The 13,908-nt window shown below is 72.2% G+C and carries 12 protein-coding genes; 4 read left to right on the top strand and 8 right to left on the bottom strand.

The genetic code is table 11. From position 1 onward, the window contains the following. Positions 1–315: 315 nt before the first annotated feature. Entirely contained in the window at positions 316–2,097 is a 1,782-nt protein-coding gene (locus tag ACZ56V_RS17550; protein WP_468943184.1) for an ABC transporter ATP-binding protein, read from the bottom strand. Further along, positions 2,094–3,971 carry an ABC transporter transmembrane domain-containing protein gene (locus tag ACZ56V_RS17545; RefSeq protein WP_398911949.1) on the bottom strand — a complete coding sequence of 626 codons (1,878 nt, stop codon included), beginning with the start codon at positions 3,969–3,971 and terminating at the stop codon, positions 2,094–2,096. Before ACZ56V_RS17545 ends, ACZ56V_RS17550 begins: the two co-directional genes overlap by 4 nt. 230 nt (positions 3,972–4,201) lie before the next feature. Between ACZ56V_RS17545 and ACZ56V_RS17540 the strand changes: the two genes are divergently transcribed. Continuing rightward, positions 4,202–4,960, top strand: coding sequence for a L,D-transpeptidase family protein (locus ACZ56V_RS17540; RefSeq protein WP_398911948.1), 759 nt, complete (start codon positions 4,202–4,204; stop codon positions 4,958–4,960). A 93-nt stretch (positions 4,961–5,053) separates the two neighbouring features. On the opposite strand, the gene ACZ56V_RS17535 is transcribed toward ACZ56V_RS17540, so the two are convergent. After that, positions 5,054–5,515 carry a MarR family winged helix-turn-helix transcriptional regulator gene (locus ACZ56V_RS17535; RefSeq protein ID WP_398911947.1) on the bottom strand — a complete coding sequence of 154 codons (462 nt, stop codon included), beginning with the start codon at positions 5,513–5,515 and terminating at the stop codon, positions 5,054–5,056. A gap of 147 nt (positions 5,516–5,662) precedes the next feature. Here ACZ56V_RS17535 and ACZ56V_RS17530 point away from each other — a divergent pair, with 147 nt between their 5' ends. Further along, positions 5,663–7,465 carry an ABC transporter ATP-binding protein gene (locus tag ACZ56V_RS17530; protein WP_398911946.1) on the top strand — a complete coding sequence of 601 codons (1,803 nt, stop codon included), beginning with the start codon at positions 5,663–5,665 and terminating at the stop codon, positions 7,463–7,465. Between the two features lie 241 nt (positions 7,466–7,706). Beyond that, a complete protein-coding gene (gene mltG, locus ACZ56V_RS17525) occupies positions 7,707–8,468 on the top strand; it encodes an endolytic transglycosylase MltG (RefSeq protein WP_398912139.1) in 762 nt (253 codons plus the stop codon). A gap of 12 nt (positions 8,469–8,480) precedes the next feature. Here mltG and ACZ56V_RS17520 read toward each other — a convergent pair whose 3' ends face one another. Further along, positions 8,481–9,560 carry an NAD(P)-binding domain-containing protein gene (locus tag ACZ56V_RS17520; protein ID WP_468943178.1) on the bottom strand — a complete coding sequence of 360 codons (1,080 nt, stop codon included), beginning with the start codon at positions 9,558–9,560 and terminating at the stop codon, positions 8,481–8,483. 55 nt (positions 9,561–9,615) lie between these two features. Between ACZ56V_RS17520 and ACZ56V_RS17515 the strand changes: the two genes are divergently transcribed. Further along, positions 9,616–10,038, top strand: a complete 423-nt coding sequence (locus ACZ56V_RS17515) for a secondary thiamine-phosphate synthase enzyme YjbQ (RefSeq protein WP_398911944.1) — start codon at positions 9,616–9,618, stop codon at positions 10,036–10,038. 28 nt (positions 10,039–10,066) lie between these two features. Here ACZ56V_RS17515 and ACZ56V_RS17510 read toward each other — a convergent pair whose 3' ends face one another. The 4 genes from ACZ56V_RS17510 to ACZ56V_RS17495 form a co-directional block, all read right to left on the bottom strand. After that, the gene (locus tag ACZ56V_RS17510) at positions 10,067–10,390 is read right to left on the bottom strand and encodes a putative quinol monooxygenase (protein ID WP_398911943.1); all 324 of its coding nucleotides are present in this window, start codon (positions 10,388–10,390) and stop codon (positions 10,067–10,069) included. Positions 10,391–10,647: 257 nt separating this feature from the next. Continuing rightward, the gene (locus tag ACZ56V_RS17505; protein WP_398911942.1) at positions 10,648–12,147 is read right to left on the bottom strand and encodes a tripartite tricarboxylate transporter permease; all 1,500 of its coding nucleotides are present in this window, start codon (positions 12,145–12,147) and stop codon (positions 10,648–10,650) included. 1 nt (position 12,148) lies between these two features. Then, a complete protein-coding gene (locus ACZ56V_RS17500; RefSeq protein WP_356372168.1) occupies positions 12,149–12,694 on the bottom strand; it encodes a tripartite tricarboxylate transporter TctB family protein in 546 nt (181 codons plus the stop codon). Further along, positions 12,691–13,677 (bottom strand): Bug family tripartite tricarboxylate transporter substrate binding protein, encoded by a 987-nt coding sequence (locus ACZ56V_RS17495; protein ID WP_356372169.1) that lies wholly within the window; start codon positions 13,675–13,677, stop codon positions 12,691–12,693. The genes ACZ56V_RS17500 and ACZ56V_RS17495 overlap by 4 nt, the downstream gene beginning before the upstream one ends. Between the last annotated feature and the right edge of the window lie 231 nt (positions 13,678–13,908).

Here is a 13,908-nt window from a genome sequence, read left to right as displayed (position 1 = left end):
GGCCCCTTCTCACCGTGGACGGCGGCGGGCCGCCGCTGCACGGGGCACAGGCCTCATCTGTCGCGGAACCGCGCGGTTCCCGGGCCTACCTCGAGCCGGTGCCTTCTCCCAGCCTTCCACTCCCGTTCGGGACCGCGCAACGGCACGGACCCCGCCGGAGTACGCGGCAGGCCCGCCCCCGCGGCTTCGCCGGGCCGGCCGGCCCACGCCGGGCGCCCCGGCGCCGGCGGCGGGTCCGCTCCCGGGCCATCACCCGGCCTCCCACCGAGGCCCCGCCCGACCGGGCCGACTCGGCCGCGAAGGTGCGCGGGGCGGCTACCCGTGCCAGGACCTCCACAGCGCCGCGTAGGCGCCGTCGGCCGCGACGAGCTCGTCGTGGCTGCCCAGCTCGCTGATCCGGCCGTTCTCGACCACGGCGATGACGTCCGCGTCGTGAGCGGTGTGCAGGCGATGGGCGATCGCGATCACCGTGCGTCCGTCCAGGACCCGGGCCAGGGACCGTTCGAGATGGCGTGCGGCCCGTGGGTCGAGCAGGGACGTCGCCTCGTCCAGCACCAGGGTGTGCGGGTCGGCCAGCACCAGGCGGGCCAGCGCGATCTGCTGGGCCTGCGCCGGGGTGAGCGCGAAGCCGCCCGAGCCGACCTCGGTGTCCAGCCCCTTGTCGAGCCCACGGGACCAGTCGTCCGCGTCGACCGCGCCCAGCGCCGCCCACAGCTCGGCGTCGGTGGCGCCGGTCCTGGCGAGCCGGAGGTTGTCGCGCAGGGAGCCCACGAAGACGTGGTGCTCCTGGTTGACGAGGGCGACGTGCGAGCGGACCCGTTCCGTGGACATCCGGGACAGTTCCGCGCCGCCCAGGGTGATCCGGCCCTCGCGCGGACCGTAGATGCCCGCGAGCAGCCTGCCCAGGGTGGACTTGCCGGCACCCGAGGGGCCGACCAGGGCCAGCCTGGTCCCGGGGACGACCTCCAGCGACACCTTGCGCAGCACGTCGACCCCCTCCAGGTAGCCGAAGTGCACGCGGTCGGCACGCACGTGCCGTCCGTCGGGGGTCAGCGTGCCGTCACCGGCGTCCGGCTCGATGTCCCGGACGCCCACCAGCCGCGCCAGGGAGACCTGGGCCACCTGCAGCTCGTCGTACCAGCGCAGGATGAGGCCGACCGGGTCGACGAGCATCTGCGCGATCAGGGCGGCCGTGGTCAGCTGGCCGACCCCGATCCAGCCCTGGAGGACGAAGACACCACCGATGAGCAGGACGGAGGCGAGCACGGTCACATGGGTGACGTTGATGACGGGGAAGAGCACCGACCGCAGCCAGAGGGTGTAGCGCTCCCAGGCCGTCCACTCCTTGATCCGGCGCTCCGACAGCTCGATGCGACGGGCGTCGAGCCGGTGCGACTCGACGGTGCGCCCGGCGTCCACCGTCTCGGCGAGCGCGGCGGCCACCGCGGCGTACCCGGCGGCCTCCGAGCGGTAGGCGGCGGGCGCCCGGCGGAAGTACCAGCGGCAGCCGATCACCAGCAGCGGCACCGCGATCAGCACCGCGGGCGCCAGGGGCGGTGCCGTGACCACCAGGCCGCCGAGCAGCAGCACCACCCACACGGCGCCGATCGCGAGCTGGGGCACGGCCTCGCGCATGGCGTTGGCGAGCCGGTCGATGTCCGTGGTGATCCGGGAGAGCAGGTCGCCCGTGCCGGCCCGTTCCAGCACGCCGGGCGGCAGCCCGACCGAACGCACGAGGAAGTCCTCGCGCAGATCGGCCAGCATCCGCTCGCCGAGCATGGCCCCCCGCAGCCGTACCTCGCGCACGAAGACGGCCTGCACCACGAGGGCGAGCACGAAGAGCGTGGCCGTGAGGCCGAGGCGCAGCTCGCGCGCGTCGTCCGAGACCCGCTCCACGAGCCCGCCCAGCAGGTAGGGGCCCGCCATCGACGCGATCACGGCGACGGTGTTGACGGTGACGAGGAAGAGGAAGGCCCGACGGTGCCGGCGCAGCAGTTCCCCGACGTAGGCGCGCACGGTCGGGCGGGCGCCGACGGGCAGGGAGCCGGCCGTCGTGGGGGCCGCCGGGTCGTAGGACGGTGGCGCGACGCCGATCATGCCGTCTCCTCGATCTCTTCCAGTCGGTGCAGTACGTCGTCGTCGCTCAGGGCGCCGTCACGGTCGTCGACGCGGCCGTCGTCACTCAGGGGCCGCGCCGGCTGCCTGCCGGCCGGTACGGCGTCCGGCTGCGCCGCGGCCTCCTTGTCGGTCTCGCGGGTCACCACTGCCCGATACCTGGGTTCGGCGTGCAGCAGTTCCCGGTGGGCGCCGACCGCGGCGACCTCGCCGTCGTGCAGGAACACGATCCGGTCCGCGCGGTCCAGCATCAGCGGTGACGAGGTGAACACCACCGTGGTGCGCCCGGCGCGCAGTGCCCGCACGCCCTCCGCGATCCTCGCCTCGGTGTGCGAGTCGACGGCCGAGGTCGGTTCGTCCAGGACCAGCGCCTCCGGGTCCGTGATCAGGGACCGGGCCAGTGCCAGGCGCTGGCGCTGGCCGCCCGACAGCGAGCGGCCCCGTTCGGTGATGCGGGCGTCCAACGGGTCGTCGGCGCCGAGCGAGCCCTGCGCGAGTGCCGCCAACACGTCGCCGCACTGGGCGGCGGCGAGCGCGTCCTCGGCGGCGACGGCACCGGACGCGGGCACGTCCAGCAGCTCGCGGAGCGTTCCGGAGAGCAGTACCGGGTCCTTGTCCTGCACCAGGACCGCGGTGCGCGCGGACTTCAGGGGCAGCTCGTCCAGTGGCACCCCGCCCAGCAGGGCCGACGCACCCTGCTCCGAGGGATGCCCGCCGAGCCGTTCCGCCAGCCGCCCGGCCGCGTCCGGGTCACCGCACACCACGGCGGTGAGCCCGCCCGCCGGAGCCAGGAGACCGGTGGTCGGGTCGTACAGGTCCCCGGTGGGGATCTCGGCGGCGCGCGACCCCCCGGTGTCCGTGGCGCGTTCCAGGGCCAGCACCCGTGCGGCCCGCTTGGCCGAGGGGCGGGAGAAGGAGTACGCCATGGCGATCTCCTCGAAGTGCCGCAGCGGATAGGTGAGGATCATGACGGAGCTGTAGACGGTGACGAGTTCGCCGACGCCGATGCGGCCCTGGCGGGCCAGGTGGACGCCGTGCCAGACCACCGCGATCAGCAGCAGTCCCGGCAGCAGCACCTGGATCGCGGAGATCAGGGACCACATGCGGGCGCTGCGCACGGCGGCGTGGCGCACCTCCTGGGAGGCGCTGCGGTAGCGGTCGAGGAAGAGCTCCTCGCCGCCGATGCCGCGCAGCACGCGCAGTCCGGCGACGGTGTCCGAGGCGAGCTCGGTGGCGCGGCCGGCCTTGTCGCGCTGGACGTCGGCCCGCCGGGTGGCGCGGGGCAGCAGGGGCAGCACGGCGAGGGCCAGCACCGGCAGTCCCACGATCACGACGACGCCGAGCGCCGGCTGGTAGACGACCAGCGCCACGCAGACCAGCACGATGGTGAGTGCGGCGGCGGTGAAGCGGGAGACGGCCTCCACGAACCAGCCGATCTTCTCGACGTCGCCGGTGGACACGGCCACGACCTCACCGGCCGCCACGCGCCGGGTCAGCGCCGAGCCCAGCAGCGCCGTCTTGCGGGCCAGCAGTTGCTGGACGCGGGCCGCGGCGGTGATCCAGTTGGTGACGGCGGCGCGGTGCAGGAAGGTGTCGCCGAGCGCGTTGCCGACGCAGCACAGGACCATGACGCCGCCCGCGAGGGCGAGTCGGCTGCCGGAGCGGTCGACGACCGCCTGGATGGCGAGACCGACACAGAAGGGCAGGGCGGAGACGGAGGCGAAGTGCAGCAGGCCCCAGGCCAGCGACGTGAGTTGGCCACCGAGCTGGTTGCGGAACAGCCACCACAGGAATCGGGGGCCCGAGCGTGCGTCCGGCACACCCGGGTCGGGATACGGAAGGTCTTGGATCTGCATGACGTCCCAGTGGCTCGTGTCAGGGGGTGCCGTTGCCATACGGCATCAAGAGGCTGCAAACCGTGAAAGGTTCGCGTCGCCACGTGCCCAAAATCAAGCGGTTTTCCGCGACGGCGTACGAATCCGGCTGCGGAGCGCCGCGCGCCGTCCGCCCGCGTCGGCAGCGGTCCACCCGCCCTCGTCCGCCGCCGTCCCGACGGCATGCGCGCAGGGGATGCGACGATGGACGAATGGCACGTGGTGGTGGACGGCGTACGGCGGTCGTGACGGCGGCTCTTGGCTCCCTGCTGGCGGTGGCGGCGCTGTCCGCCTGCGGCGGCCCGTCGGGGGACGGCGCGGACTCCCGGGCGAGCGGACCCCCGGGCGGGGACGGCCGGAGCAGCGCGGCGGCCGACCCGACGAGGATCCCCGGCGTCGGCGACCGGCTCCTCGAGCGCATCCCCAGCGACTCGCGCCAGGTCGTCGCGGTGTACGGAGACGGCAGGGATTCCGCCGACTCCACGGTCGTGCTCTACACGAAGCAGGGCTCCGCCTGGCATCGCGCCCGCAGTTGGGCGGCGCACAACGGCACCAAGGGGTGGACGACCGACCACCACGAGAACGACAAGCGCAGTCCCGTCGGCGTGTTCACGCTCAGCGACGCGGGCGGCGTGCTCCCGGACCCGGATCCGGCCCCCGGCACGGGGCTGCCGTACAGCAGGTCCGCGAGCTTCGCGGCCCCGCGGTGGTGGGCGAAGTCGTACTGGCACGACTTCGACTACGTCATCGCCATCGACTACAACCGTGTCAAGGGCACTCCGCCGAACGACCCGACCCGTCCCGAGGGGACGTCGAAGGGCGGTTCGATCTGGCTGCACATGGACCACGGCAGCGGTACGTCGGCCTGCGTCAGCCTGCCCAAGCCGGCGATGGAGTACCTGCTGCGCACGTTGGACCCGGACCGGCACCCCGTGGTGGTGATGGGGGACAGGGCGCACTTGAAGGCCTGAGCGAGGGGCTTTCGGGACCCGGCCACTCGGATCACCCGGCCACTCGGATCACCCGGCCACTCGGATCACCCGGGACCGGACCGACTGCCCGGATCACGCCGTCCGGCGGCCCTCGCCCGTGTCCGGCCCGTCGATCAGGGTGTCCAGCAGTCCGCCCAGCACCGCGCGCTGCTCGTCCGTCAGCGGGGCCAGGATCTCCTCGGCGGCGGACCGGCGCGCACCGCGCAGTTCCCCGAGGGCCGCGTGCCCGTCGTCGGTCAGCTCGATCCGGATGACCCGGCGGTTGGCGGGATCCGGGACGCGGCGCACCTTCCCGGCCGCTTCCAGCCCGTCGACCAGAGTCGTCACCGCCCGGGGCACGACCTCCAGGCGCTCGGCGAGGTCCGCCATGCGCGGGGGCGAGCCGTAGTGCGCCAGCGTGCGCAGCAGCCGGGACTGGGCCGGGGTGATGCCGAGGTCGCGGTGCTCGAGATGGCGCTTCTGGATGCGGTGCACCCGGCGGGTGAGCCGCAGCAGCTGCTCGGCGAGCAGGCCGTCGGGATCGGGGGCGGTCATGGGGGAACAATATCAGGATGATGTTCATTGTGAGTATAGGTAACAATGACCTATGATCCGTAAGGTCCGCGCATGCCTGCGGCAGGCCCCCGAGGTCTGCGCCGCGAAGGCTCCGCGGGCCTCCCCTCGCCGCCTCCGAAGGAGCCCATGCACCCCGATCGCGAATCCGCCTGGACCGCACCCGCCGACGCCAGGGAACAGCCCCGGCAGGTGCGTCGCATCCTCAAGCTGTTCCGCCCCTACCGCGGCCGCCTCGCGGTCGTCGGTCTGCTGGTCGGCGCCGCGTCCCTGGTGTCGGTCGCCACGCCCTTCCTGCTCAAGGAGATCCTCGACGTCGCGATCCCCGAGGGGCGTACGGGCCTGCTGAGCCTGCTCGCCCTCGGCATGATCTTCGGCGCCGTCCTCACCAGCGTCTTCGGCGTGCTGCAGACCCTGATCTCCACGACCGTGGGCCAGCGCGTCATGCACGACCTGCGCACCGCCGTCTACGGACGGCTCCAGCAGATGTCCCTCGCCTTCTTCACCCGCACCCGCACCGGCGAGGTCCAGTCCCGCATCGCCAACGACATCGGCGGCATGCAGGCCACCGTCACCTCCACGGCGACCTCACTGGTGTCCAACCTCACCAGCGTGGTCGCCACGATCGTCGCCATGGTCGTCCTCGACTGGCGCCTGACCGTCGTCTCGCTGCTCCTCCTCCCGGTGTTCGTGTGGATCAGCCGCCGCGTCGGCAGGGAACGCCGGAAGATCACCACCCGGCGCCAGAAGCAGATGGCCGCGATGGCCGCCACGGTCACCGAGTCGCTCTCCGTCAGCGGCATCCTGCTCGGCCGCACCATGGGCCGTTCCGACTCGCTCACCCGCGCCTTCGCGGACGAGTCCGAGAGCCTGGTCGACCTGGAGGTGAGGTCGAACATGGCGGGCCGCTGGCGGATGGCCGTCATCACGATCGTCATGGCCGCCATGCCGGCCGTCATCTACTGGACCGCGGGCATCGCCCTGCAACTCGGCGGCCCCGACGTCTCCCTCGGTACGATCGTCGCCTTCGTCTCGCTCCAACAGGGGCTGTTCCGCCCGACCGTGAGCCTGCTGTCGACCGGTGTGCAGATCCAGACCTCGCTCGCACTCTTCCAGCGCATCTTCGAGTACCTCGACCTGCCGATCGACATCACCGAGCGGGAGGACCCCGTCCACCTCGACCACATCAAGGGCGAGGTCCGCTTCGAGAACGTCGAGTTCGGCTACGACGGCAAGGGCGGCCCGGTGCTCGACGGCATCGACATCACCGTCCCCGCCGGCAGCAGTCTCGCCGTCGTCGGTCCCACCGGTGCGGGCAAGTCCACGCTCGGCCACCTGGTGCCGCGGCTGTACGACGTGACGGGCGGCCGGGTCACCCTCGACGGGGTCGACGTGCGCGACCTCGACTTCGACACCCTGGCCCGCGGGGTCGGCGTCGTCTCGCAGGAGACGTACCTCTTCCACGCCTCCGTCGCCGAGAACCTGCGCTTCGCCAAGCCGGACGCCACGGACGCGGAGCTGGAGGCGGCGGCGAGGGCGGCCCAGATCCACGACCACATCGCCGCCCTGCCCGACGGCTACGACACCGTGGTCGGCGAGCGCGGGCACCGCTTCTCCGGCGGCGAGAAGCAGCGCCTGGCCATCGCCCGCACCATCCTGCGCGACCCGCCCGTCCTCGTCCTGGACGAGGCGACCAGCGCCCTGGACACCCGTACCGAGGCCGCCGTGCAAGGTGCCATCGACGCCCTGTCGGCCAACCGCACCACGATCACGATCGCGCACCGCCTCTCCACCGTCCAGGGCGCCGACCGGATCGTGGTCCTCGACTCCGGACGACTGGCCGAACAGGGTACGCACGAGGCACTGCTGGCGCAGGACGGGAGGTATGCCGCGCTGGTCCGTCGGGACGCCCGACTGGAGCCGACAAGATGACGATATGCCGGGTTTGCGGCTGTATGGGGGTTACCGTGCCCGCATGCAGATGAACACTCCGCCACGGAGCGCGAGAAGCGTGAGAAGCGCGAGGAGCGCCAGAGGCCCCAGGGCGGGCCTCAGAGGCTCCACAGGACTCAGGGGTCCCAGAAGCCCCAGAAGTCCCAGGAGAACGATCCGGTTGACGCGCCGGGGCCGTATCGCCCTGATCGCGGCCGGCGCCGTCGTCGCCGGTACCGTCGTGGCGGTGCCGCTGCTGACGACGGAGGACGAGGGCGAGTCCCGTCCCACCTCCCTGGTGATCCCGGAGGGGTGGCGCGCGACCCAGGTCTACGGAGCCGTCGACAAGGTCCTCGCCCTGCCCGCGGGCACTACCAAGAAGTCCCTGGCCAAGGCCAACCTCAAGCTGCCGAACGACGCCGAGGGCAACCCCGAGGGCTATCTCTTCCCCGCGACCTATCCGCTGGGCGAGAACCCGACCCCGGAGAAGCTGCTGACGGCCATGGTCGACACGGCGAACAAGAAGTTCACCGGCGCGCCGGTCGCCGCGGGCGCCCAGCGCAACGCGCTGAACGTCTACCAGGCGGTCACCATCGCCAGCATCGTGCAGGCGGAGGCCGCCGCCAAGGAGGACATGGGCAAGGTCGCCCGGGTGATCTTCAACCGGCTGGAACGCGGCATGCCGCTGCAGATGGACTCCACCATCAACTACGCCCTGGGCCGTTCCACCCTGGAGACCACCGACAAGGACACGAAGATCGACAGTCCTTACAACTCGTACCAGCGCATGGGGCTGCCGCCCACCCCCATCGCCAGTCCGGGCGACGAGGCGATGACCGCCGCGATCAACCCGACCCCCGGTGACTGGCTCTACTTCGTCACGGTCAAGCCGGGCGACACGCGCTTCACCGCCGACTACGCCGAACACCAGCGCAACGTGGACGAGTTCAACCGCCTCCGGCAGAGCGCCTCGAAGCAGGCCGAGGCCGAGGCCGCCAAGTGACCGGTCGGGGCGTCACGCGGCGACCGGCTCCTCCTCGGCCAGCAGCCGCCTGATGTCCCGCACGGCCGCGCGTCCCGCCCGGTTGGCGCCGATGGTGCTGGCGGAGGGCCCGTAGCCGACGAGGTGGATCCGCGGGTCGGCCACCGCGCGCGTCCCCTCGACACGGATACCGCCGCCCGCCTCCCGCAGCCGCAGCGGCCTCAGATGGTCGATGGCGGCCCGGAACCCGGTCGCCCACAGGATGACGTCCGCGGCCACCCGCCGCCCGTCGCCCCACTCCACCCCCTCGGGCGTGATCCGGTCGAACATGGGCTGCCGGTCCAGCACCCCCGACTCCAGACCGGCCCGGACCGCCTCGTTCAGCGGCAGCCCGGTCACCGACACGACACTCTTCGGCGGCAGCCCCTGCCGCACCCGTTCCTCCACGAGCGCCACCGCCGTCCGGCCCGCGTCCTCGTCGAAGGGCCCCTCGCGGAAGACGGGGGGCCTTTTGGTCACCCACGTGGTGGCCGCCGCGTACGGGGCGATCTCCATCAGGTGCTGCGTGCCCGAGGCGCCGCCGCCGACCACGATCACGCGCCGACCGGCGAACTCCTCCGGCCCGGCGTACTGCGCGGTGTGCAGTTGCCGTCCCCGGAAGGTCTCCTGCCCCGGATAGCGCGGCCAGAAGGGCCGGTCCCAGGTGCCGGTCGCGTTGATCAGCGCACGCGTCGCCCAGGACCCGGCCGACGTCTCGACGTCCAGCCGTCCGTCCGTCCCCTCGCGCACGGCGCGCACGTCGACCGGCCGCAGCACCCGCAGGTCGAAGGTCCGCTCGTACTCCGCGAAGTAGCCGCTCACCACCTCGGCGGACGGCCGCGCCGGATCCGCGCCGGTCAGCTCCATCCCCGGCAGGGCGTGCATCCCGTGCACCTTGCCGTACGTCAGGGACGGCCAGCGGAACTGCCAGGCGCCGCCGGGCCCGGGGGAGTGGTCGAGCACCACGAAGTCGCGCTCGGGCTCGAAGCCCGTGCGCCGCAGGTGATAGGCCGCGGCGAGCCCGGCCTGACCGGCACCGATGACGACGACCTCGACCTCGCGTGTGTTGTTCACGCTTCTACCAACTGCGTGGCAGGCCCCGATCTTCCCCCGGTGTCAGGATGGGGTCATGTCAGATGCCTTCACCACCCGAGTCCTCAACCTCGCCACCGGCTCGGCGGAGCGGGTCGCCGACATCACCGGTGACTGCGAGTCCTTCCTGCGCGAGGCGGCGTCCGGCCGCGACGGCCTCCTCAACGTGTTCGTCCCGCACGCCACCGCCGGGATCGCGATCATCGAGACCGGCGCCGGCAGCGACGACGACCTGCTGTCCGCCCTGCACACCCTGCTCCCCGCCGACGACCGCTGGCAGCACCGCCACGGCAGCCCCGGGCACGGCCGCGACCACGTGCTGCCCGCGTTCGTGCCCCCGCACGCGACGCTGCCGGTGATCGGCGGCCGCCTGGAGCTCGGAACCTGGCAGTCGGTGTGCCTGGTGGACACCAACCGGGACAACCCCGACCGCCGGGTCCGGCTGAGCTTCCTCGGCTGACGGCAGCCGACCGCGGGGTTCCGGCGTCCTACTCCACCGCCATCTCGCCCAGCTCCGACCAGCCCTCCTGGTCGACCGTCGTGTTCACGATGCGGGGCGTGCGGGCCAGATGGCGCGGCAGCTTCTCCTGGGCGGCGCGGAAGTGCGCGGACCGGACGTGCGCGGCACCCGCCTCGTCGTCGCGGAACGCCTCGACCAGTACGTACTCGGTAGGGTCGTCGACGCTGCGCGACCAGTCGAACCAGAGGCAGCCGGGTTCCGCCCGGGTGGCCCGGGTGAACTCGCCGGCGATCTCCGGCCACCGGTCCGCGTGTTCGGGGAGCACCTGGAACTTCGCCGTAATGAAGATCATGGGATCGGTTCGCTTTCTGTGATGCGGGCCCTGGAGGGCGTTCCCCGGTCACGGCACGAGGACGGCGCGGCCGCGGAAGCGTCCCGCGACCGTGAGCACCGTCGGCTCATACAGGTCGAGGCGGCTGCCGACGAGGTTACCGAGGCTCGGCACGAGCCGCGCCACCCGCGCCGCGGGACGGCCCGGTACGGGTCGACGTACCGGGCCGCACACACCGCTCCTGAGCACGCGCACGCGCCGCCGGACCGGGCCGGGGATCAGGCGCCCGCTCGCGTCCGCCCCCGGACGACCAGCCGCTTCACCAGCGGCCAGGCCAGCAGCAGCACGATCACCGCGTACACCGTCACCGAGAACGGCGTGTCGACCAGACCCGTCACGCTGCCGTCGCTGATCTGCAGGGCACGGCGCAGCTGCTGCTCGGCGTTCGGGCCGAGGATGACGCCGATCACGGCGGGCAGGATGGGCAGCCCGTAGCGCCGCATACCGAACCCGATCAGACCGATGACCAGCAGGATCACCAGGTCGACCACCTCACCGCCGACCGCGTACGCGCCGACCGCCGCGAAGAACATGATCCCCGCGTACAGGTACGGCCGCGGGATCCGCAGCAGCTTGGCCCACACCGGCGCCAGCGGCAGGTTCAGGGCGAGCAGCAGCACCATGCCGACGAAGAGGGAGGCGATCAGACCCCACACCAGCTCGGGCTCGCGTTCGAAGAGCAGCGGTCCGGGCTGGATGCCGTACTGCTGGAAGGCGGCCAGCATGACCGCGGCGACCGCGGTGGTCGGCAGGCCCAGCGTCAGCATGGACACCAGCGTGCCCGCCGCCGAGGCCGACGCCGCCGACTCCGGTCCCGCCACGCCCTCGATGGCGCCCTTGCCCCACTCGTCCTTGTGCTTGGACAGCCGCTTCTCCGTGACGTACGACAGGAAGGTGGGGATCTCCGCGCCGCCCGCCGGGATCGCGCCGAACGGGAAGCCGATGAACGGGCCGCGCAGCCAGGACTTCCAGGTGCGCTTCACGTCGGCGCGGCCGAGCCACGGGCGGCCCACCGGGATGGGTTCGGCCGCACCGCGCCGCAGGTGGGCCGCCACCCACAGCGCCTCGCCGATCGCGAACAGACCGACCGCCACGATCACCACGTCCACGCCGTCGGCGAGTTGCAGCGAGCCGAAGGTCAGCCGCTGCTGGCCCGTCATCTGGTCCAGGCCCACCAGACCGATCGTCAGGCCGATCAGCAGCGAGGCCAGGCCCCTGATCCGCGACGAGCCCAGCACCGACGTCACGGCGATGAACGCCAGCACCATGATGGCGAAGTAGTCCGGCGCACCGATGTCCACCGCCAGGTCGGCGACCGTCGGCGCGAGCGCCACCAGCAGGACCGTGCCGATCATGCCGCCCGCGAAGTGACCGATGGCCGCGGCCGCCAGCGCCTGTGCGCCGCGCCCCGCCTTGGCCATGGGGTTGCCCTCCATGGCCGCGACCACGGCGGCGCTCTCGCCGGGGGTGTTGAGCAGGATGGAGGTGGTCGAACCGCCGAACATCGCGCCGTAGTAGATGCCCGCGAACATGATGAACGCCGCGACCGGGTCCAGCCCGTACGTGACCGGCAGCAGCAGCGCCACCGCCATCGCCGGACCGATGCCGGGCAGCACGCCGATGGCCGTGCCGAGCAGCACACCGAGGGCGGCCCACAGCAGGTTGAGCGGGGTCAGGGCCGTGCCGAACCCGTCCATGAGGGAGTTGAGGGCGTTCATGTCAGAGCACTCCCATCAGCGGACCACCGGGCAGCGGCACGCCGAGCAGCTTGTCGAAGACGACGTAGGTGATCAGGGACAGCACCGCGGCGATCAGCGGATCGCGGTCCACGCGCCGGCTGCCGAGCGCGAAGGCGGCGCCCCAGAAGAGCAGCGCCCCGGCGACGGGGAAGCCGGCCGGCTCGATCAGGGCGGCCGCGCCGAGGAAGATCCCGGAGAGCAGCAGCACCGTGCGCCAGTCGGCCGGTTCGGACAGGTCGATGTCCTCGCCGCCCTCGGCCTCGCCCCGGCCGCCGCGCAGCACGTCGACGGCGAGCAGCGCGGCGATCACCAGCAGACCGATGCCGACCACGACCGGCACCGTCTTGGGTCCGACCGGACCGCGCTGGGTGATGTCGACGTCCATGGTGAGCGCGTCGGTCAGGACGAGCACGCCGAGCGCCAGCAGCAGGGCGCACACGCCCAGTTCGGAGTGCTCGCGCAGCCACGAGCGCCGGCCGGCGGCCGCCGTCTCGCGGTTCTCGGGGAGTTCGGTCGGCGTCGTCACAGTCCCAGCTCCTTCAGCACCGACACCACACGCTTGTCCTGCGCGTCCAGGAAGTCACCGAACTCGTCACCGGTCAGGAACGCGTCGTCCCAGCCGTTCTGGTCCATGGACTTCTTCCACTCGGGCGAGTCGTGCAGTTCCTCGAACAGGCGGATCAGCTTGGCGCGCTGTGCCTCGGACAGACCGGGCGGGGCGACGATGCCGCGCCAGTTGGTGAAGTCCACGTCGTAGCCGGACTCCTTGAGGGTGGGCGCGTCCTTGAGGTCGTCCACCCGCTCGGGACCGGTCACCGCGAGCACCCTCAGCTCGCCCGCCTTGATCTGGTCCAGGTACTCGCCGACGCCGGAGACCCCGAAGCCGACCTTGTTGCCGAGGATGGAGGCGAGCAGCTCGCCGCCGCCGTCGAAGGGGATGTAGTTGACCGACTTCGGCTGGATCCCGGCGGCCTGCGCCATCAGCATCGGCGCGAGGTGGTCGGGCCCGCCCGGCGACGAACCGCCGCCCACCGGTATCTTCCCCGGGTCCTCCTTCCAGGCGCCGATCAGCTCGTCGATCGTCTTGTACGGCGAGTCCTTGGCGACCACGACGACGTCCTGCTCCTCGGTGAGCCGCGCGATCGGCGTGGCGTCGGCGAGGGTCTTGGGCGCGTGGTTGGAGCGGGCGGCGCCCACGACGCCGAGGCCCATGGACATGGCGAGCTTGCCGTTGCCGTGCTCGCTCACCAGCCGGCTCAGGCCCACGGTGCCGCCCGCGCCGGGCAGGTTGAACACCTCGATGTTGTGCGTGAGCCCGGCGTCCTCGGCGTTCTTCGCGGCCGTGCGGGCGGTGATGTCGTAGCCGCCGCCGGGCGTGTTGGGAACCATGAAGCGAAGGCCCGGAATCTGGGTGCCGGAGTCCGAGTCGTCGCCCGAGGAGAGCAACGGCGGTCCCGCCAGCACGAGCACGGCGGCCCCGAGCAGGGCAAGGGGGGTGCGCAGGCGCACGTATGACACCACCTGTCGGTTGGGTAGAGGGGTACGGGGAGCCCTGTGGGGGAGGGTGACGTGGGCCACATGGTGCCCGCGCGTCCGCCGCCTGTCTTCCTTGCGGAACCAAGGGAGGTTGTGTTCATTGCGGTCGCCGCGGCCGCGGCATCAACATCGCTGTCGGATCGCCGGTTCATTGCGAAGCAGGCACATCCCTTTCCTTCGCCGCAGGTGGGCGCCATGATGGCG

It is taken from the genome of Streptomyces sp. NPDC034099, from assembly GCF_055575415.1.
Note: the sequence above shows the minus strand (reverse complement) of the source record. Positions and strands in the feature narration are given on the sequence as shown.